The sequence below is a fragment of the Nocardia sp. JCM 38205 genome, from assembly GCF_058222935.1.
In genome coordinates, this window is record NZ_JBYHFL010000006.1 from 241663 (window position 1) to 262362 (window position 20700).

The 20700-nt window shown below is 69.0% G+C and carries 18 protein-coding genes; 4 read left to right on the forward strand and 14 right to left on the reverse strand.

Annotation, left to right across the window (positions count from 1 at the left end):
- Positions 1–8: 8 nt before the first annotated feature.
- From meaB to AC4HOU_RS22825, 3 genes are read right to left on the reverse strand one after another with little or no spacing between them, the layout of a single operon-like run.
- A complete protein-coding gene (gene meaB, locus AC4HOU_RS22815) occupies positions 9–1061 on the reverse strand; it encodes a methylmalonyl Co-A mutase-associated GTPase MeaB (protein WP_490725185.1) in 1053 nt (350 codons plus the stop codon).
- A complete protein-coding gene (gene scpA / locus AC4HOU_RS22820) occupies positions 1058–3319 on the reverse strand; it encodes a methylmalonyl-CoA mutase (RefSeq protein WP_490725187.1) in 2262 nt (753 codons plus the stop codon). Before scpA ends, meaB begins: the two co-directional genes overlap by 4 nt.
- A complete protein-coding gene (locus tag AC4HOU_RS22825; RefSeq protein ID WP_163814864.1) occupies positions 3319–5160 on the reverse strand; it encodes a methylmalonyl-CoA mutase family protein in 1842 nt (613 codons plus the stop codon). Before AC4HOU_RS22825 ends, scpA begins: the two co-directional genes overlap by 1 nt.
- A gap of 182 nt (positions 5161–5342) precedes the next feature.
- On the opposite strand from AC4HOU_RS22825, the gene AC4HOU_RS22830 reads away from it, so the two are divergent.
- Positions 5343–6023 (forward strand): TVP38/TMEM64 family protein, encoded by a 681-nt coding sequence (locus AC4HOU_RS22830; protein ID WP_490725189.1) that lies wholly within the window; start codon positions 5343–5345, stop codon positions 6021–6023.
- 39 nt (positions 6024–6062) lie between these two features.
- On the opposite strand, the gene AC4HOU_RS22835 is transcribed toward AC4HOU_RS22830, so the two are convergent.
- From AC4HOU_RS22835 to AC4HOU_RS22850, 4 genes are all read right to left on the reverse strand, one after another.
- Positions 6063–6965, reverse strand: coding sequence for a S1C family serine protease (locus AC4HOU_RS22835; protein WP_175585955.1), 903 nt, complete (start codon positions 6963–6965; stop codon positions 6063–6065).
- 284 nt (positions 6966–7249) lie between these two features.
- Positions 7250–8539 (reverse strand): SGNH/GDSL hydrolase family protein, encoded by a 1290-nt coding sequence (locus tag AC4HOU_RS22840; RefSeq protein ID WP_490725191.1) that lies wholly within the window; start codon positions 8537–8539, stop codon positions 7250–7252.
- Between the two features lie 149 nt (positions 8540–8688).
- Entirely contained in the window at positions 8689–9936 is a 1248-nt protein-coding gene (locus AC4HOU_RS22845) for an SPFH domain-containing protein (RefSeq protein WP_163814861.1), read from the reverse strand.
- Entirely contained in the window at positions 9936–10367 is a 432-nt protein-coding gene (locus tag AC4HOU_RS22850) for an NfeD family protein (protein WP_163814860.1), read from the reverse strand. Before AC4HOU_RS22850 ends, AC4HOU_RS22845 begins: the two co-directional genes overlap by 1 nt.
- A gap of 173 nt (positions 10368–10540) precedes the next feature.
- Here AC4HOU_RS22850 and AC4HOU_RS22855 point away from each other — a divergent pair, with 173 nt between their 5' ends.
- The 3 genes from AC4HOU_RS22855 to AC4HOU_RS22865 all read left to right on the forward strand — a co-directional run bounded on the left by AC4HOU_RS22855 (position 10541) and on the right by AC4HOU_RS22865 (position 12567).
- Positions 10541–11353 (forward strand): DUF3097 domain-containing protein, encoded by an 813-nt coding sequence (locus tag AC4HOU_RS22855; protein WP_490725293.1) that lies wholly within the window; start codon positions 10541–10543, stop codon positions 11351–11353.
- A gap of 89 nt (positions 11354–11442) precedes the next feature.
- Positions 11443–11661, forward strand: a complete 219-nt coding sequence (locus AC4HOU_RS22860; RefSeq protein WP_490725193.1) for a hypothetical protein — start codon at positions 11443–11445, stop codon at positions 11659–11661.
- 96 nt (positions 11662–11757) lie between these two features.
- A complete protein-coding gene (locus AC4HOU_RS22865) occupies positions 11758–12567 on the forward strand; it encodes an Rv1486c family protein (protein ID WP_194992675.1) in 810 nt (269 codons plus the stop codon).
- A gap of 210 nt (positions 12568–12777) precedes the next feature.
- On the opposite strand, the gene AC4HOU_RS22870 is transcribed toward AC4HOU_RS22865, so the two are convergent.
- The 7 genes from AC4HOU_RS22870 to AC4HOU_RS22900 form a co-directional block, all read right to left on the reverse strand.
- Positions 12778–13833, reverse strand: a complete 1056-nt coding sequence (locus tag AC4HOU_RS22870) for a ferrochelatase (RefSeq protein WP_490725195.1) — start codon at positions 13831–13833, stop codon at positions 12778–12780.
- Between the two features lie 27 nt (positions 13834–13860).
- The gene (inhA, locus tag AC4HOU_RS22875) at positions 13861–14697 is read right to left on the reverse strand and encodes an NADH-dependent enoyl-ACP reductase InhA (protein ID WP_130916394.1); all 837 of its coding nucleotides are present in this window, start codon (positions 14695–14697) and stop codon (positions 13861–13863) included.
- 114 nt (positions 14698–14811) lie between these two features.
- Positions 14812–15570: a 3-oxoacyl-ACP reductase FabG1 gene (fabG1, locus tag AC4HOU_RS22880; RefSeq protein WP_051016579.1), complete on the reverse strand. Its 759-nt coding sequence runs from the start codon at positions 15568–15570 to the stop codon at positions 14812–14814.
- A 311-nt stretch (positions 15571–15881) separates the two neighbouring features.
- Positions 15882–16886, reverse strand: coding sequence for a VWA domain-containing protein (locus AC4HOU_RS22885; protein ID WP_163814856.1), 1005 nt, complete (start codon positions 16884–16886; stop codon positions 15882–15884).
- The gene (locus AC4HOU_RS22890; RefSeq protein ID WP_138448339.1) at positions 16883–17833 is read right to left on the reverse strand and encodes a DUF58 domain-containing protein; all 951 of its coding nucleotides are present in this window, start codon (positions 17831–17833) and stop codon (positions 16883–16885) included. The genes AC4HOU_RS22885 and AC4HOU_RS22890 overlap by 4 nt, the downstream gene beginning before the upstream one ends.
- Positions 17834–17865: 32 nt before the next feature.
- The gene (gene moxR1, locus AC4HOU_RS22895) at positions 17866–19068 is read right to left on the reverse strand and encodes a chaperone MoxR1 (protein WP_163814855.1); all 1203 of its coding nucleotides are present in this window, start codon (positions 19066–19068) and stop codon (positions 17866–17868) included.
- Between the two features lie 153 nt (positions 19069–19221).
- Positions 19222–20697 (reverse strand): NlpC/P60 family protein, encoded by a 1476-nt coding sequence (locus AC4HOU_RS22900; protein WP_490725198.1) that lies wholly within the window; start codon positions 20695–20697, stop codon positions 19222–19224.
- Positions 20698–20700: the final 3 nt, after the last annotated feature.

Below are 20700 nucleotides of genomic sequence, written 5' to 3' on the forward strand. Positions count from 1 at the left end.
TCGAACGATCAGCCTTCGTCGAAGGCGCGCAGCAGTTCCTCGGCGGCCAGGGCGGCGGTGAGGGCGCCTTCGCGGACCTGCTTTTCCACGTCGTCGCGGATCGCCTTCACCCGTGGGTTGTCGGCGAGGCGGCGCAGCAGTTGGTCGTGCACCATGGTCCAGGTCCAGTCCACCTGCTGGCGGCGGCGCTTCTCGTCGAACTCACCGGCGTCGGTGAGCACCCGGCGGTGTTCGAGCACCGTGGACCAGAACTTCTCCAGTCCGATGCCCTCGAGCCCGCTCATGGTGAGCACGGGCGGTCGCCAGAGCGCGTCGTGCGGATGGATCAGCCGCATGGCGCCGGTCAGTTCCCTGGCGGCCTTCTTCGCCTCGATCTCGTGTTTGCCGTCGGCCTTGTTGACCGCGACCAGATCGGCCAGTTCGAGCACGCCCTTCTTGATGCCCTGCAACTGATCGCCGGTACGGGCCAGCGTGAGGAAGCAGAACACGTCGACCATGTTCGCGACCGTCACCTCGGACTGGCCGACGCCGACGGTCTCCACCAGGATCACGTCGTAGCCCGCGGCCTCGAGCAGCACGATCGTCTCGCGGGTGGCCTTGGCGACGCCGCCGAGCGTGCCCGCCGTCGGCGAAGGCCGGATGAAGGCCTCCTCCCGCACCGACAGCCGCGCCATCCTGGTCTTGTCGCCGAGGATGGAGCCGCCGGTCCGGGTCGAGGACGGGTCGACGGCCAGCACCGCGACCCGATGCCCCTGCTCGATCAGATACATACCGAGCGTGTCGATGAAGGTCGATTTGCCGACGCCGGGCACACCGGTGATGCCGACCCGGTTCGAGGTCACCGCACCGGTCGACGGCGTCACACGCAACAGCAGCTGCTGCGCCAGTTCCCGATGATCGGCGCGGGTCGATTCGACCAGGGTGATCGCCCGCGCCAAGGCGGCCCGCTCGTTAGAGCGGACCGCCTGGGCTAGTGCATCGATATCGATGACGCGCGGATCACCCCCGCGTACGCGGGGACCACTGGTCTGAGCACGACCGCGGCCAGGCTGACCGCTCATTCGGCGCCGCCGCCCCCGATCTCGTGCCCGAGTTCGGCTGCCAGCTTCTTCAGCAGATCGATCGCGGCGTCAGCGATCACGGTGCCCGGCGGGAAGATCGCCGCCGCACCCGCGGCGTAGAGCTCCTCGAAGTCACCGGGCGGGATGACACCGCCGACGATGACCATGATGTCGGGGCGACCGACATCGGCCAGTGCCTGCCGCAGGGCCGGCACCAGCGTGAGGTGGCCCGCCGCCAGCGAGGACACACCGACAACGTGCACGTCGTTGTCGGCGGCCTGGCGCGCCACCTCTTCGGGGGTCTGGAACAACGGGCCCACGTCGACGTCGAAGCCGAGGTCGGCGAAGGCGGTGGCGATCACCTTCTGGCCGCGGTCGTGGCCGTCCTGGCCCATCTTGGCCACCAGGATGCGCGGACGCCTGCCCTCGGCCTCGGCGAACTCCTCCACCAGCGCACCGGCGGTGGTGATGTTGGTGACCTTGCCTGCCTCGTCGCGGTACACACCCGACAGGGTACGGATCTCGGCCTGATGGCGGCCGTACACCTTCTCCAGCGCATCGGAGATCTCACCGACGGTGGCCTTGGCGCGGGCGGCATCGATGGCCAGCGCCAGCAGGTTGTTCTCCATCCCGCCGTCGGAAGACGCTGCGGCGCGGGTCAATTCGTTCAGCGCCCGCTCCACCTCGGCGGAATCGCGTTCGGCACGCAGCTGCCGCAGCTTCTCGATCTGCTCGGCGCGCACCCGGGAGTTCTCGACCTTGAGGACCTCGACCTCGTGGTCTTCTTCCACCTGGTACTTGTTGACACCGATCACCGGCTGCTGGCCGGTATCGATGCGCGCCTGGGTGCGTGCGGCCGCCTCCTCGATGCGCAGCTTCGGTATCCCCTCCGAAATCGCCTGCGCCATACCGCCGTGCGCCTCCACCTCGGCGATGTGGGCGCGGGCACGCTCGGCCAGCTGATGGGTCAGCCACTCCACGTAGTACGAACCGCCCCACGGGTCGATCGGACGAGTGGTGTTGGACTCCTGCTGGATCAGCAGCTGGGTGTTGCGGGCGATGCGGGCGGAGAAGTCGGTGGGCAGCGCCAGGGCCTCGTCGAGGGCGTTGGTGTGCAGCGACTGGGTGTGGCCCTGGGTGGCGGCCATCGCCTCGATGCAGGTGCGCGCGACGTTGTTGTAGGCGTCCTGCGCGGTCAGCGACCAGCCCGAGGTCTGCGAATGAGTGCGCAGTGACAGCGATTTCGCGCTCTTCGGGTTGAACTTCGCCACCAGCTCGCTCCACAGCAGCCTGCCCGCGCGCAGCTTGGCGACCTCCATGAAGAAGTTCATGCCGATCGCCCAGAAGAACGACAGCCGCGGGGCGAACTTGTCGACCTCCATACCCGCGTCGATGCCCGCGCGGATGTACTCCACACCGTCGGCGAGGGTGTAGGCCAGCTCCAGATCGGCCGTCGCACCGGCCTCCTGGATGTGGTAGCCGGAGATGGAGATCGAATTGAACTTCGGCATCTTCGCGCTGGTGTAGGCGAAGATATCGGAGATGATCCGCATCGACGGCTTCGGCGGATAGATGTAGGTATTGCGGACCATGAACTCCTTCAGAATGTCGTTCTGAATGGTTCCGGCCAGCTGTTCGGGGGTGACACCCTGCTCTTCGGCGGCGACCACGTACAGCGCCAGGATCGGCAGCACCGCACCGTTCATCGTCATCGAGACGCTGACCTGGTCCAGCGGAATGTGATCGAAGAGCTGACGCATGTCGAGAATCGAGTCGATGGCCACACCCGCCATACCGACATCGCCCTGCACGCGCGGGTGATCGGAGTCGTAGCCGCGGTGGGTGGCCAGGTCGAAGGCCACCGACAGGCCCTTCTGACCGGCCTGGAGGTTGCGGCGGTAGAAGGCGTTGGAATCGGCGGCGGTGGAAAAGCCCGCGTACTGGCGGATGGTCCACGGCTGGTTGACGTACATGGTCGGGTACGGCCCGCGCACGAACGGCGCGATACCGGGGACGCTGTCGAGCGGGAAGCCCGCCGCGGCAATCGCATCCCGATCGGCCTTGGTGAACACCGGCGGCACGTCGATGCCCTCGGGGGTGGCCCACACCAGCTGTTCGGGGGTGTAGTTGTTGGCCGCGGCGGCCGTGCGGACGAATTGCTCGACCTGCGCGGCGTCGACGGCGGCGGGCTCGGGCGCCCGCTCGGCGAGCGGTACCGCGGCGAAACTGCCGATCAGATGCTCGATACGCGATGTCATCAGGCTCCCACCTTCTCCAGCAGACCCGACAGCGCGGCGACGGCGTCGATGCGCGCGGTCAGGAATCCGTCCGGGCGCTGCGCGCCGTCCACTTCGGCGACGGCCTTGTCCGGGCCCGCCAGCAGCACTGTCTCGATACCGGCCGCCCGCAGCCGCTCGGTCGCCGGGCCCGCGTCGGTGCCGTACCGGGCGTCCGAACCACACAGCACCGCGATCGGGGCGCCGGATTCGGTGGCCGCGGCCTCGATCGCGTCGATATCGAGGGGGCCGGGGTTGATCGATGCGATCCCGCCGGAGGCCAGCAGGTTCGCGATGAAGGTGACCCGCACATTGTGTTCGGCCACCGTGCCCAGCGGCACCAGCAGCGCCGTCGGGCGCTTGCCGTGCGCGGCCAGGTACGCGTCGGAGCGATCACGCAGCGCCTCGAATGCCGCGCCGTAGCTCGTCGACTCGATGCGCCTGGCCGCCTCCGACAGCGGCTGCTCGGCCAGATTCGGGAACTCGTTGACGCCGGTGACCGCGGTCTTGCGATGGGCGATATCCGCGTCACGGGTGGCCTTGGTGGCGGCGATGCGCTCGGCCAGCAGACCCGATTCCAGAGCCGCGAGGTAACCACCCGCGGCCTCGATCTCCTGCATGAACTCCCACGCCTTGGCGGCGAGCTCCGCTGTGAGATCCTCGACGTACCAGGAGCCGGCGCCCGGATCCTGGACATGGCCCAGATGCGATTCCTCGAGCAGCAGCAGCTGGGTATTGCGCGCCATCCGATCGGCGAAGGAACGTGAGACGCCCAGCTCCCCCGGCGGCAACGCGACGTCGAACGGCAGGACCGTCACCGTATCGGCACCACCCACACCGGCACCGAACGCGGCGAGGGTGGTGCGCAGCATGTTCACCCACGGATCGCGGCGGCTCATCATCGCCGCCGAGGTCACCGCGTGCTGCGGTGCGCCACCGGCATCCGGCGCGCCGCACACGTGCGCGACGCGGGCCCAGAGCGTGCGGGCGGCACGGAATTTCGCGATGGTGGCGAACTGGTCGTCGGTGGCGGCGAAGCGGAATTCCAGCTGGCCGAGCGCGGCGACCACATCGAGTTCACCGGTCAGTGCGCGCAGATATTCCAGACCTGCGGCGACCGCGGCCCCGAGCTCCTGGGCGTCGGCGGCACCGGCGTCGTGGAAGACGCGGCCGTCGACGGTGATCGCCCGCACGGTTTCCGTCCGGCCGTTCGCCTGCCCGGCCAGCGCCACGGCCTCGGCCAGGTCCAGATCATCGGTCCCGGCGAAGCGGCTGGTCAGCGGGGCGCAACCGAGGCCGACGCGGATATCGGCGCGGGCGGAAGTGTCGTAGCCGTCGAGCACGTCGAACACCTGCTGCGCGGCCTGGGTCGCCGCGGCACCGGCGTCCAGGGTCAGCGGGGCGAGCTCGAACAGCAGTCCCGACAGCGCCGCGGGCAGCTCGGCGACCGGCACGCCGCGCTCGCCGGCGCTGAGCCAGACGGCGCTGATGCCGTTCTCCAGGCGCGCCAGGATCTCCTGGTTGACGCTCGCACCATCGGTTCCGGTGAACCGATCGCCGACGAACCAGCCGCGGTGGACATCGCGGGTAGCGTCGCGGCCGCGCACGAACGGGAACTGCCCCGGCAACGGCTGCTCGGGCAGCTCGTCGCGACGGGTATAGAGCGGGGCGATGGTGAGGCCGTCATAGGTGGTGACCTCGAGCAGCTTCTCGGGTTCGTCCGGAAGCTCCGCGGCATCGACCCTGCGGGTCTTGGCCAGCACACCCGCTACGCCCTGACGCCAGGCGGCGTACTCGGGCACCGGCTCTGAAGCTATCGGCATACGCTGCTTTCCCTCTTCCATTCGAGTACGGGCGCACCACTCCTGCACGCCCGCACCTGTGCATCCGCCCAGCTCAGCGGACACTTTGGTTAACGAGTATTCGACTCGTTTCCTCCGATGCTAGCCCGACGCCAATACGCGCTCGAGCGAGGCCACCACTACCAACCGGTAACCTTGCCCGGGTGACTCGACTGATTCGTGATCGACGCGTCGTCGCGCTGATCCTCGGAGTCGGCGCGCTTTTCGTCGTCGCGTTGCTGATCGAGCTGCCGAGTCCGGAGCAGATCCAGGACTGGGCCGAGGGCGTGGGCCCGATCTTCCCACTGCTGTTCCTCCTCGGCTACGCGCTGGTCGCTGTCGCACCGGTGCCGCGGACGGTGCTCACTGTGAGCAGCGGCGTGCTGTTCGGCGCCGGCCTCGGCAGCGCGGTGGCGCTCACGGCCACCGCGGTCGCCGCCGCGCTGGCCCTGCTGCTGGTACGCGCCCTCGACCGGGATCGAGTAGCGTCCCGGCTGACCCATCCGTCGGTGCGCGCCATCGACGAGCGGCTCGAGCGCCGCGGCTGGCTGGCGGTCGGTTCACTGCGCTTGATCGCGTTCGCCCCGTTCTCGGTGGTCAACTACTGCTGTGGCCTGTCCTCGATCCGGTTCTGGCCGTACCTGATCGCGACCGTCCTCGGGTCGCTGCCGGGCACGGTCGCCACGGTGGTGCTCGCGGATGCGCTGACCGGAGGAAGTCATCCGGCGATGGTCGTCATCTCCGGAACCTGCCTGGCGATCGGTGTGATCGGGTTGGTCCTCGATGCCCGATGGACCCCCGCGCCGCGCGAGAACGCCGCCGAGCCGGTCCCCGTCACCGACTGACCGGCTGCTCGTGGTGTGCAGCTGACGCGGCACCGGCGATCAGTCGACGGTCAGTTCGATCGGCACCGCGATCACGTCGACCATGGCGCCGTTGCGCAACACGGTGACCGGCAGCTGCGACCCGATCGCCTCGGCGAAGAGCTGCCGCTGGATCCCTTGGGCGTCCCTGACCTCGGCGCGAGCGACACTGAGCACCAGATCGCCACGGCGCAGGCCCGCGCGATCGGCGGGGCCGCCGCCGATGACTTCGACGATGCGGACGCCACCGTCCTGCCCGGTGCGTTCGGCGACGTCGTCGGGTAGCGGCGCCGGAACACCCACCAGTCCGAGATACGCGCGGCGGACCCGGCCCTCGGCGCGCAAGGTCCGCACGATCATGCGGGTGGTCGCGTTGATCGGGATCGCCAGGCCGAGGCCGATGCCGGCGACGGCGGTATTGATCCCGACCACCCGCCCGGCCGAATCGGCGAGCGCACCACCGGAATTGCCCGGATTCAGCGCCGCGTCGGTCTGGATGACGTCTTCGATGACCCGTCCGGCGCGGCGCGAGGACACCGGCACCGCCCGGCCGAGGGCGCTGACCACCCCGGCCGTCACCGAACCCGCCAACCCCAGCGGGCTGCCGACGGCGACCACCAGCTGCCCGACGACGAGGGCGTCGGCGTCGCCGAGAGTGACGGCGCCGGGGGCCGCGCCCCGCGCGCGCAGCACCGCGAGATCGGATAGCGGATCGGTCCCGACCACGTCGTACCGAGTGTCGGCGCCATCGGCGAACACCAGCTCACCCCCGCGCGAGGACCCGACGACGTGCGCGTTGGTCAACAGATATCCGTCCCCGGACACCACCACCGCCGATCCGCTCCCCCGCCGCGCCCGAACACTGGCCACATGCGGTGTCACCGAGGCCGCCACCGCGATCACCGTGCGCGAGTACGCATCCATCGCCGCATCGTCCACGTTGATCACCGCCTGCTTCGCACCCCGATATCTCCAGGATGCCGAGCTGTGTGGGCGCACGCAGCGTGTTCACCAGAAGCGCAATCGTCATGTCGGCGGGCACACTCGAATTGCCGGGACCACGCTGTGCGCCGCGGAAAGCTCGCTCGGTCCCGTGTCTCGGCGCGCGGCCACTGAGCGGTCCCTCCGAGGCCGCGTCACACCGGTCCGGCACCACCGACCGACCATCCCACCTCCCGCGTCTGCTGAGGTGGGTGCCGAAGCTCCGCTCAGAGTCGGGCCAGATCGATGGCCTGCGCCATCGTGGCGTATCCGGCCGGGCTCGGATGCAGGTGATCGCCGCTGTCGAAGGCCGCAGCGATCGCGTCCGGATCGTCCGGGGCGACCACCGCGCGTTCGAAATCGATGACCGCGTCGAACTCGCCCGAGGACCGGATCCACGCGTTCACCGCATCGCGCACGGCTTCACCGCGTTCGCTGTAGTACGGCGCCCCCTTGTACGGAATCAGCGTCGCACCCACCACCCGCAGGCCGTCCGCGCGCGCCAGCGCGATCAGTTCGCGGTATCCGGCGATGAGCTGCTCGGCGCTGACCTCCGGGTTGGGGTACACCCACGGCTCGTCGAGTTCACTGGCGCCGATGTCGTTGATGCCCTCCAGCAGGATGACGGTGCTCGCCCCGTCCCGGTCGAGCACGTCGCGGCGGAACCGGGTCCTGGCGCTGTCGCCGGTGAATTCGGAGTCGGTGAGCACCCGGTTGCCGCTGATGCCGGTGTTGAGCACCGCGCGGCCGGATCCGTCGGCGGCCAGCCGGGTGGCCAGCACGTCCGGGTAGCGGTTGTCGGCGTCGGCGATGGCTTCTGCGCCGTCGGTGATCGAATCGCCGAAGGTCACCACCGCACCCTCGGCGGCCGTGCTGTTCACCTCGAGATCGGCGAGGTAGTACCAGGATCGGGTGGTTTCGGTGAACGCCGTGGCGGTCGGGTCGGCAGCGTGATCACCGCCGGCCCGATAGCTGGTGGCGTTGGCGGTCTGATGGAAGGTGGCCGGCCCGGTGGCCTCGGCCAGATAGATCGTCACCGTCACCGGCCGCAGCGCGGTGATGGCGAAATCGACCGCGTCGGTGGTCGATTCCGCGCCGACCGGAATCTCGGTGGACGCCACCCCGCCGAACAGCAGCGGACGCACGGTGTCGGCCCGGACCTGCGCACCCTGCCCCGGCTCGGCGATGGTCGCCGACGTGATGCGCAGCGGACGCTCACCGTAGAGATTGGAGAACTTGATCCGTACCTCGTCACCGCCGAGGGTCGGGCGGATCACCTGACGGACGGTGTGGTTGTCGAATCCGCCGGTGGACCAATTGGGTTCCCACAGATCGACCGCCGGCTGTTGCGCGCTCACCCAACTGTCGGACCAGGCCGCGGCTTCGGCATCCGCGTCGTCGGAGCAGCCGGCGAGTACCAGTGCCGCCGTGGCCAGCAGCGCGGCCACCACGGTGCCGCGCCGCCTGCCGATCGTGCTCGTCTGCGCGGTCGTGCGCCGCTTTCTCCACGCGATCATCTGCGTTCCCTCACTCGCGCGATCCGCTGTCCGCGAACCTGTCGCAGCAGAGCAACCTCGCGCGGGCCCGAGGCAATTCCGCCTCGGCTGTGCACAATCCGACATCGACGCCGGGAATAACGCTGCGCCGCCGCAGCGCGTTCGGAGAGCTACTGCTGCGCCCCCGGCGGCTGCCACGGCCGGCCGTGGATGTCCCCGGCGCTCGGCGGTTGTGGCGGCTCCGGCCGCGCGGGCGATTGCGGCGCCGTCGGTGCGGCTTTGTTCAGGTTCGCGGGCGAGGGGTCGACACCGGGCACCAAACCTTCGACCGGGGTGCGGGCCGTGGCCTCGGCCGCGCGCACGGCGCGTTCGATGGCCGGATCCGGTGCGGTGTCGAACCAGTCGGCGACGTCCTCGGAATCGTCTTCGGGTTTGCTCTCGCTGCCGTCGGATTCCGGCGGCTCGTAGCGGAAAACGCCGTCCTCGCCCTTGGTGGCGAAGTTCTTGGCGAAACCTTCCAGGGCCTTACCGAAATCGCTCGGCACCAGCCACACCTTGTTGGCGTCGCCGCGCGCAACCATCGGCAGCGTCTGCATGTACTGGTAGGCCAGCAGTTCCGGCGTCGGCTTACCGGATTTGATGGCGGCGAAGACCTTTTCGATCGCCTTGGCCTGGCCCTGGGCTTGCAGATAGGAGGCGGCACGTTCACCCTGTGCGCGCAGAATGCGGCTCTGACGTTCACCCTCGGCCGACAGGATGGCCGACTGCTTGGCGCCCTCGGCGGACAGGATCTGGGCCTGCTTGGCGCCCTCCGCGGTCTTGATCTGCGATTCGCGCTGGCCCTCGGCGGTGAGGATCATGGCGCGCTTCTCGCGGTCGGCCTTCATCTGCTTTTCCATCGACTCCTGGATCGACGGCGGCGGATCGATCGCCTTGAGCTCCACCCGCGCCACCCGCAGACCCCAGCGTCCGGTGGCTTCGTCGAGTACACCGCGCAGCTGGCTGTTGATCTGATCGCGGGAGGTCAGCGTGTCCTCCAGGGTCATACCGCCGACCACGTTGCGCAGTGTGGTGACGGTGAGCTGCTCGACCGCGGCGATGTAGTTGCTGATCTCGTACACCGCCGCCTGCGGGCTGGTGACCTGGAAATACACCACCGAGTCGATCTGCAGGGTGAGGTTGTCCTGGGTGATCACCGGCTGCGGCGGGAACGAGACCACCCGTTCACGCAGGTCGACCTTGGCCCGGATCCGGTCGGCGAAGGGCACGAGGAAGGTCAGCTGGCCCGACACCGTGCGCGAGTACCGGCCGAGTCGCTCGATCACCGCCGCCTCGGCCTGCGGCACCAGCGCGATCGATTTGAACACCACCACCACGACCAGCAGCACGAGGACGGCGGCCACGATCAATACAGCCATTACGGCCCTTTCCAGACGACGGCGGTCGCGCCGTCGATCTTCATCACGTACACCGTGGTTCCCTTCGGATACTCCTCGGCCGGATCGAACGGCCGCGCCGTCCACTCCTCACCACCGAGTTTCACCCGGCCGCTGTGCGCACCGACGTCATCGATCACCAGCGCCGTCTTACCGGGCAGCGCATCGACATTGGTGAGTGTCGGCGGCGGAGTCGCGAAGCGCCGCAACAACATCGGGCGCACACCGAGCATCAGCGCGACGGACACGATCGCGAAGATGATCGCATCGGCCACGACACTGGTGTCGGCGGCGAAACTGATACCGGCGGTGATGAGTGCCCCACCACCGAGCATCAGCAAGGTCAGCTCACCGACGAACATCTCGGCCGCCACGAGCAGGATGCCCACGACCAGCCAGATAACTGCGGCCACGTCTCCACTGTAGTGGCCGGAGCCGATTCCGGTGCCCTACAGCGCAAGATCATCCCGTTCACCCGCACGCACCCGGCGTGTTCGCTGTGCGGCCCGCCACGGCGCGACCCCGGTGCGCCGCACCCTCGAAGCGATTCCGGTGCAGTAGCTTCGGGCAGGTGAGTTCGCGTGACATGTACGGCGGTGACATCTTTTCCGGCCACTCCCGCGCCACCAAGCGCGCGGTCCCGCGAGTGGACGCCGAGCGTGACCTCGTCGTCGAGGACGCGGCGAGCGGATTCTGCGGCGCCGTCGTCGGATTCGACCGCAGCTACGACGGCGAGTTCGTCAAACTCGAGGACGCTCGCGGCGCGGTGCGGCTGTTCGCGATGCGCGAGGCCGCGTTCCTGATCGACGGACAGCCGGTGACCCTGGTGCGGCCCGCGCGCGCCGCACCCGAGCGCGAGACACGCTCCGCATCGGGCTCCACCCGAGTCGAAGGCCTGCGCGCCCGGGTAGCGGCGGCAAGCCGGATCTGGGTCGAGGGCGTGCACGACGCCGCGCTGGTCGAGCGCGTATGGGGCCACGATCTGCGGGTCGAGGGCGTGGTGGTCGAGCATCTCGAGGGCCTGGACAATCTGGCGGCGCGACTCGCCGAATTCGGTCCGGGACCGGGCCGGAGGGTCGGGGTGCTGGTCGACCATCTCGTCACCGGCTCGAAGGAAACCCAGCTCACCACCGGTCTCGGCCCCCATGTGCTGGTCACCGGCCATCCTTTCATCGATGTCTGGCAGGCGGTGCGCCCGGCTGCGGTCGGGATCCAGCAGTGGCCGCAGGTGCCGCGCGGGGAGGACTGGAAAACGGGTGTGTGCCGCCGCCTCGGCTGGGGCACACCGCAGCAAGGGTGGCGCCGGGTCTACAACGCCGTCGATTCGTTCCGCGATCTCGAGGCGCCGCTGATCGGCGCGGTCGAGCGGCTCATCGACTTCGTCACCGAACCCGGGTAGCGTCCGGCGTTCGAGGAGTTCGCCGACCGCCGGTGCGCGGTCGGCCGGCCCGGCCGGAACGCCCGGCCGGCCCGGATTCGGAGGTGAACATGTCCGTGAAGCCGCTGTCGGCGTTTCTGGTAGCCGCCGCCCTGACTCTGCCGGCCTTGGCTGCTCCGGCCGCGAGCGCCACGCCCGGCACCGAGCACCGCCACCCCGCCGCGACCGGTTCCGCCGATCTGGCGCCGGCGCTGCTCGACCTGATCGTCTGCCTCATCCAGCTGCCCCCGTCGGCTTCCGGCGATCCGTCGCAGGGGTGCAACACCTGATCGGTGATCACGACGGCGGCCCGATCACGGCGGCGCCGTGATCGAGCGGGCGCACCGATGTCCACGTGTCGCGGCGAACCTTTATGCTCGAAGATTATGTGCTCCCCGAGTGCCACGCTGACGGTGTGGGCCGGCTCCTGGCTGGCCGGTTCCAGTGCGCCCGACGACGTACTGGAGGCGCTACACGCATGGGCTCCGCGGCACACCATCGCCGCCGGGGATCCGTTCAGCGGCGCACGCACCGATCTGCCGTGGTCCTCGCGTGGGACGACGGGCACCGGAGTCATGCCGCTGCTCAAGGTGATTCGGGAAGCTCTCGCCGAGCCGGGCGCGCATCTGCGGCTGGTGCTTCCGGTGCCCGGTGATGTGCGCGGGCTGCCGGTCGGTACCGCGTTCGCCGCCGACGCCATCGAGGCAGGCGAGGGGATCCTGATCGGTGTGCCCGGCGCGGACGGCACCGGTTTGATCCCGCAGTGGGAGAGCGAGGACACGCTGCAATGGACCGTGTACAGCGCCCCCATCCCGGCCACCACGGGCATCGACATGTCGCTGGGCGAAGCCGAATTCGCTATGCGCGAGGCGGTCCGCGACGCCGCCGACGCGCTCATGCGTCTGCACACGACCGGCCTCGGATCCGGTGACGCCGATCCGCGTGAGCTGATCGAAGCCGAATTGGCCGACTATTCCCGCCACGACTACCCGGAATCGATTCCGCTGCGCGCGCGCCGCATCCTCGACAGCGCCGATCACGTGGCCGCCATCCTCACCGTGGCCCAGCGTGAACCGGCCTCCTCCCCCACCTCCGCGAGCGCGGTCATCGAGCACGAATCGCTGCTGCGGCCGCTGTGGGATGCCATTCGGGCGGCGCGGCTGGTCGCCGTGCACGCCTCGGCTCGCCGAGCCTGATTCCCGCCGGCCCGGCAGGGCGGCAACCGCCTGATAGCGGCGTACCGACCGGACCCACTGGACGCCGTGTCGATCCATTGTTCGCCGCCACCGAGTCGATCGTGGCAGCACCGCCAGGCTGCCGGCTACTACCGCACCCTTGGCATCGGCGCCCGGTCGATGTCGCGGCCTTCGCTCCGCCCGGTTGACCTGCGCCGGTTCCGGCTGTGGTCAGCGCCCGGGCCGCGTAGCCGGCTTACAGCAATCGACGGCACACGGCGCGCCATCGACGGTGCACCCGTATCCCGGCACCGACCCGAGCCGCCGCGGCGGCACATCGTCGAGGTGCTCACCGATCAGCTCGACGACCATGCGCGCGAACCGCGGATCGGCACCCGGTGTGCCCGCGCGGGCGAAGGCCATGCCGAGTTCGGCGGCCTTCTGGGCGGCCTCGTTGTCCAGGTCCCAGATCACCTCGAGGTGATCGGAGACGAACCCGACCGGGCACACCACCACGGCGTCGACGCCCTTGCCGGACAGCTCCTCCAGGTGATCGACGATGTCGGGCTCGAGCCACGGCACCTGCGGTGGGCCCGAGCGCGACTGCCATACCACGTCGTAGTCTCCGAAACCCGTTGCCGCCGCGCACAAGCGGGCGGCTTCGGCGACCTGGCGGCTGTAGAGCCCGCCGCCCTCGCCCGGCGGTCCGGCGGTGCGATCGGCCGAGACCGGAATCGAGTGGGCGGTGAACACCACTCGGATCCGGTCGCGGCGATCAGCCGGGATCTGTTGTGCCGCAGCGCGAATGGCATCGGCGAAGGATTCGATCAGCAGCGGGTGGTCGAAGTACTGACGCAACTTGATCAGCTCGGGGGCTTCCGAGCCGACTGCAGCGCGGGACCGGACGATGTCTTCCTGATACTGCAAGCACCCCGAATAGCCACCCCACGCCGAGGTGGGGAAGACCAGCGCCGAACGCACCCCGTCGGCAGCCATCCGGGCGAGGGTGTCCTCGGCCATCGGATGCCAGTTGCGATTACCGAAATAGACCGGCAGATCTTTTCCGGCAGTGCGCAATTCGGCTTCCACATCGGCGATGATGCGGCGGTTGAGTTCGTTGATCGGCGACACCCCGCCGAAGTGCATATAGTGCTCGGCGACTTCGGCGAGACGTTCCCGCGGCACGCCCCGGCCCCGAGTGACGTTCTCCAGGAACGGCATCACGTCCTCGGGGCGTTCGGGGCCGCCGAACGACAGCAGTAGCAACGCATCGGCCGAGCGGCCCACAGTGTCTCCTCTGTCGCGGGTGCAGGGTCAGTTGACCGGCATGTTCTCCGGGAACCACGTGTTGTGGCTGGCGCCGCCGTCGACGTAGATGATCGAGCCGGTGGTGCCGGGCAGCCAATCCGAGAGCAGCGCGACCACGGACTTGCCGACCACGGTCGGATCGTCGACGTCCCAGCCGATCGGCGAGGCGCCGTCCCAATAGGTGTTGAGCTGGTTCAGCTTGGCGGCGTCGTCGGTGGCGGTGCCCGCGATGGCCTTGGCGGCCAGGGTCTTGATCGGACCGGCGGCGATGAGGTTGGAGCGGATCTTCTTCGCCTCGCCGACCTCACGCGCGACGTAGCGGTTCACCGATTCCAGCGCCGCCTTCGCCACGCCCATCCAGTTGTAGTACGGCATCGCGGTGCGCGGATCGAAGTCCATGCCGACGATGGAGCCGCCCTCGTTCATGACCGGCAGCACCGCCCGCGCCAGCGAGGCGTAGCTCCATGCCGAGATCTCGAACGCCTTGGCCGCATCCGGGCCCGGGCCCTCGAGGAACGGCTTGGCTTCCGGCCCCATCAGGGTGCGCGGCGCGAACGCGATGGAGTGCAGCACACCGTCGAGACCCTCCGGAGCCAGCTCGCCGATCTTGCCGGCCAGCGCGGCCAAGTCCTCTTCGTTGGTGACGTCGAGGCCGATCGCCGGCGGCACCTCCTTGGGCAGGCGCTTGGCGATCCGGTCGATCAGTCGCAGGCGCTCCGGGATGCCGGTGATGATCACCTTCGCGCCCTGTTCCTGCGCGATGGCCGCCGCGTGGAACGCGATGGAGGCATCGGTGATGATGCCGGTGACCAGGATGGTCTTACCGTCGAGCAGTCCGCTCATGAGTTCTGGGTTCTCCCTGCAGTGTGGATGTGGGCCGCGGTCCGCGAGGACTGTCGGCTGCACGCCGTATTTCGTTAGCGCGGCTTTCGAATTCTCGGTGGGCGGGCGGTCGGGTCAGTGCCCCATGCCCATACCGCCGTCGACGGGGATCACGGCGCCGGAGACGTAGCGGGAGTCCTCGGAGGCCAGGAAGCTGATCACCGCGGCGACCTCCTCGGGCGCGCCGAGACGCTGCAACGGAATGAACTTCTTGGCGGTCTCGCGCATCTCCTCCGGCAACTCGGCGGTCATATCGGTTTCGATGAAACCGGGGGCGACCACGTTGGCGGTGATATTGCGCGAACCGAGCTCACGGGTGACCGAGCGAGCCAGGCCGATGACACCGGCTTTCGAGGAGGCGTAGTTGATCTGGCCGGGCCCGCCGCCCAGGCCGACCACCGAACCGAGGAAGATCATCCGCCCCCAGCGAGCCCGCAGCATGGCCCGGTTGGCACGCTTGGCGCAACGGAACGCGCCGGTGAGGTTGGCGTCGATGACCCGGGTGAACTGCTCCTCGGTCATCCGCATCAGCAGCGTGTCGTCGGTGATACCGGCATTGGCCACCAGCACCTCGACCGGGCCCTGATGCGCCTCCACCTCGGAGAACGCCCGATCGACCGATTCACTGTCGGTCACATCGCATTTCACACCGAACAATCCGTCCGGCACACCCGAGCCGCGGTGGGTGACGGCAACCTTGTGTCCATCGGCGAGGAGCCGCTGCGCGACCGCGAGACCGATGCCACGGTTACCACCGGTCACCAGTACCGACCGGGAGGCCCGCTCCGCATTCTGCGATTCCGACTTACGACTGTCCTCGACAGAGTTCGACATGCGGACAATCTAGCCGATGGTTCCTGCCACCGAAAAACACGTCCGGATCGGCGGAGTCGATCACAATTGTGCTCGTGAACCGCCGGGGACGGGTGTCACAGTTCGATCGCACAGGCCACTGTCGCGATTCACAGAATGAGCATCGACCGGCCGTGGAAACCCACCAATCGCACGTGACGGGAGCCGCTGCGATAGACCGCCGGCGGGATGCCATTTCGGGCGCAACGAGAATCGGCGAAACCACCGCGGTGGCAGCAGCCGACGCACCCGCGGCGTGCCGGGAACCGCACGGTCCCCGGCACAGCCTGCGACTACGGCAGCCGCTGCCGCGTCACCAGACCGGTGACCACACCGGCGGAGATGAACACCAGGCCGAACAGCAACCACGGTCTGCTGGCGTCGCCCATCGTCATCTCGTAGCCGATCTGCTCTTCGAGAGTGTCGTAAACAGCGGTCAGTTCGGCCAGGCTGGACGCCGTATAGAAATCGCCGCCGGACAATTTGGCGATTTCACGCAGCGAATCGTCGTCCACCGGCACCGGAACACGCTGCGGGCGCCCGCCGTCCTCGTCCGGAATCTCGACCACACCCCATTCGGTGCCGAAGGAAATGGTCGACACCGGGATGTTCTTGGTCTCGGCCAGCCGGGCCGCGGTGAAGGCGTGGCGCGGGTTGTCGACGTCCTGATCGTCGGGCACGGTCTGTTTACCGTCCGACATCAGCACGATGCGCGCAGGCGGCGGCGTTTCGGCGCCACCGAGCACCGAGGCCAGCGTCTCGATCGACTGCAACGCCGCGAAAATGCCCTCGCCGGTGGCGGTGCGCTCACTGAGCTTGATGTTGTCGATCGCGGCCTTGACGGCTTCGCGGTTGGTCGTCGGCGACACCAGCACCGAGGCGGTGCCGGAGAAGGCCACCAGCCCCAGGTTGATGCCAGGGGTGAGACCCTCGGCGAACTTCTTGGCCGCCTTCTGCGCCACCTCGAGCCGGTTCGGTTCGACATCTGTCGCTTCCATCGACAGCGACACGTCCATGACCAGCACGACCGTGGCGCGGTTACGCGGTTCCTTCTGCGCCTTGGTGGGTCCGGCCGCGGCGATGGTCAAGAAGACCAAGCCGACCAGGATCAATGCCACCGGCACATGCCGCAGCGGGCTCGGCCGCGAAGGCGCGACCCGCTCCAGCTGCTCCATGTTGCTGAACCGCAGCATGTGCCGGTGTTTGCGGCGCTGCACCAGCACATAGCCGAGGGCGATGAGCGCGACGACGGCGAGGAAACCCAGCCAGATCTGCGCGGTGAAGTTGGAAATACTCACTGACGTGGCACCCGCCCGGTCGGGGCGCCGAGGCTGTGGCGCCGGGTGGATACGAACCGGACCACGTCGGCGATCCAGTCCCGGTCGGTCTGCAAGGTGAGCACCGGCGCGCCGCAGCTGCGCAGCGCCTGCTCCACCTGCTGACGGTGGCGCAGGGCCGCGGCCGCGTAGTCGGCGCGCAGTGCGGGGGTGACGCTGAACTCGCGGGTGCGGCCGGTCTCCGGATCGTGCAGCACCACATCACCCATATCCGGCAGCGACATATCGCGCGGATCCAGCACTTGCACGGCGAGCAGGTCGTGGCGGGCGGAGATGGCGCGTAGCGAACGCTGCCAGTCGATATCGCCGAGGAAATCGCTGATGATCACGGCCAGTCCGCGTTTGCGCTGCGGGCGGCGCAACGATTCGATGGCGCCGCGCAGATCACCGCGCACACCATCACGGGCGTGCGGGGTGGTGGCGATGCCGCGCAGCAACGACTGCGCGTGCACCCGGCCGCTGCGCGCGGGAATCCGGGTGAGGTGCTCACCGGTGGCGACGACGGCGCCTATGCGGTTACCGCCGCCACTGGTCAGGTGGGTGATGGCGGCGGCGGCGGCGATGGCGAGATCGCGCTTCTGGCAGGCCGCGGTGCCGAAATCCAGGCTGGCCGACAGGTCGACGACCATCCAGGTCTCCAGCTCGCGGTCGGCGATCATCTGCCGCACATGCGGATGGGTGGTGCGCGCGGTCACCGACCAATCCATCTGGCGCACATCGTCACCCGGCTGGTAGGCGCGGGCCTCCCCCGGTTCGGAACCGGGGCCCGGGATGAGACCGAGGTGATCACCGTGCAGTACGCCGTCGAGGCGGCGGCGCACGGTGAGTTCGAGGGTCTTGAGGGCTGCCGACAGTTTCGGGTCGGTCAGCTCGCCCGATCGGAACGACGGTGGTGCGTGCGATGACATCGGTACTCGGTCGACCGGCTCCGGCGTCGAGGTCACTTCGACGGGCTGTTGCCGGCGGCCTGCGGCACCTGGCCCGCCTGCTGCGGCACCGGCGGCTGCTGCGCCGGCTGCGGCTGCTGCGGCGCGGGGCTACCGGGGTGGGCGCCGTTGGCGGGCACCGGCGCGGGCGCGGCCGGTCCACCCTGGCCGACGGCCTGGGGGGCGACCTGCGGCAGGCCGACGGTCTGCAGTACCCGCTTGATGACGTCTTCGGGGCTGATCTCATCGGCGAGTGCGTCGTAGGACAGCACCAGCCGGTGCCGCAGCACGTCCGGGATCACCTCGACCACGTCCTGCGGCACCACATAGTCGCGGCCGCGGATCAGCGCCACCGCACGCGCCGCGGCGATGATGCCGAGGCTGGCGCGCGGGGAGGCGCCGTAGGAGATCCAACCGGCGACGTCGTTCATGCCGAATTCGGCGGGGGTGCGGGTCGCGGCGATCACCCGGACCACGTAATCGACCAGCGCGTGGTGGACGAAGGTGTTGGCGGCCAGCTGCTGCAACCGGATGAGTTCGGCCGGCTCCAGGATCTGTTTGGCCTCCGGCGCGCTGACGCCCATCCGGTAGATGATCTCGCGCTCCTCCTCCACCGAGGGGTAGTCGACGACGACCTTGAACAGGAAGCGGTCGCGCTGCGCCTCGGGCAGCGGATACACACCTTCGCTCTCGATCGGGTTCTGGGTCGCCATCACCAGGAACGGATCGGGCATAGGATAGGTCTTGCCGCCGATCGAGACATGCCGTTCGGCCATCACCTCTAGCAGCGCCGACTGCACCTTCGCGGGAGCGCGGTTGATCTCGTCGGCGAGCACGAAGTTCGCCACCACCGGGCCGAGCTCGGTGTCGAATTCCTCGCGGCCCTGCCGGTAGATGCGGGTACCGATGAGGTCGGTGGGCACCAGGTCGGGGGTGAACTGGACGCGGGAGAACGAGCCGCCGACGACCTTGGCGAAGGTCTCCACGGCAAGGGTCTTCGCGATACCGGGAACACCTTCGAGCAGCACGTGGCCGCGGGCGAGCACGCCGACGAGCAGCCGCTCGACGAGCCGGTCCTGTCCGACGATGACCCGCTTGACCTCGTAGATCGCCTTCTCGAGAGTCTGGACATCACGCTCGAGGGTGCTCGACCCGGGTGCAGGCGCCTTTTTCGCCAAACTTGCCCCGCTCACACCGTCCGTCGAAGTCACCAACATCCCCGCTTTCGCCTTGGTCTTGTGCGTGTTGCCACAACTATTCCAGGTAATGACCGCATTCGCCGCAACCGGACCCGATATGCCGGGATTCGGCGCCGGAATCCGCGCTCCTGGCGACGTTACGCCGTCCACCGTACGTGCACTCGCGCCCGATCAGGCGGTGACGATGCGGACCGCGTAGGGCATGATGCCCGATTCCCGCACCGGAGAAACCTTGACCACATCGCCGGACTGTGGGGCCTCGATCATCTTGCCGTCGCCCAGATACAGCGCGACGTGCTGGCTGCCGTTGGGCCCCCAGAACAGCATGTCGCCGCGTTCGCGCTCGTCGACCGGCACGCGGGTGCCCGCGTTGTACTGGTAGCCGCTGTAATGCGGCAGCGAGACACCGATTCCGGCGAAGGCGTAGATCATCAAGCCGGAGCAGTCGAACCCGACCTTGTTGTAATCGCCGTGGCTGTCGGCGACGCCGCCGTCGCGGATGCCGAGGGTGGGGCCGTCCTCGTCGCCGCCGCCCCAGGCGTAGGTGACCCCGAGCTGGGACATGGCCCGGTCGACGACGATCTCGATGGCCTCGCTGCCGGTGACCGAGGGGACGTCGCCGTCCTCTGATCCGGATTCGCTCTCGGATTCGGAGTCATCGTCGTCGGTCCCGGATCTCGGGGTCGGCTTGGTCGTGCGCGGGGAGTCGTCGAGCTGGGTGTGCGGGCGTTTCCCCGCGCCGAGCTGGGCCGCGCGGTCCTTGGCGGCCTGATCGGCGGCCGCACGCGCCGCCGCAGCGGCCGCCGCGGCCAGCACCGCCGCTTCTTCGGCCCGGCGCTGCTGATCCCAGGCCTGATAGGCATCGCGCTGGTTCTGCAACCCGGTGACGTTCATCCGCGCCGCGTCCAGCCGCGCCTGGGCATCCGCGCGCTGGCGCAGCAGGTCATCGCGCACCGCTGTCTGCTGGTTCAGCTCGGCGGTCGCGGCGCTCACGGCGGCCTCGGCGGCGGTCTTCTTCTGCTCGGCGTCGGCGGCCGCGGCGTCGGCGGCGGTCTTGGCGTGCCGGGCCGAGGCGTTCTTGTTGCCCTGATCGATCTGGGCGCGGCGCAGGCCGTCCATCACCTGCTGCTGATTCTTGGTGACCAGGCCGATGATCTGCGCACGGTCGAGGGCGGCGTCGGGGTCGGAGGCCGAGAGGTAGGTCATCATCGTGCCGGTGCCGGGCCGGGTGTAGGCCTGGGTGGCGAATGCGTCGAAGTTGGTGCGCGCCTGGTCCACTCGCGTGCCCGCGTCGGAGAGTTCGCGCTGGGTGGTGGCCACCAGGTCGGCCGCGGCGTCGGCGGCATCGCGAGCGTTCTGCAGATCGACCAGCGCCTTGTTGACCTGCTCGCGGCGCAGCGCGACCGCATCGTCGAGCTGACGCACCTGCTCGTCGACGGCGGCGACCTGATTGATCAGCACACCCACCTGGCCGATGCCTGCGTCGACGCGTGCTCCGGCGTCGGCGAGTTCACCGTCGCTCGGGTTCGGCGGGGGCGGCGGCACGGCGGTCGACGGGGCGCCGGTGACGACGATCGCCGCCGCGACCAGCAAACCGAGAGCGATCGAGAGCGGACGACGACGGCTGGGCCCTCGCATGTTGCGCATCGC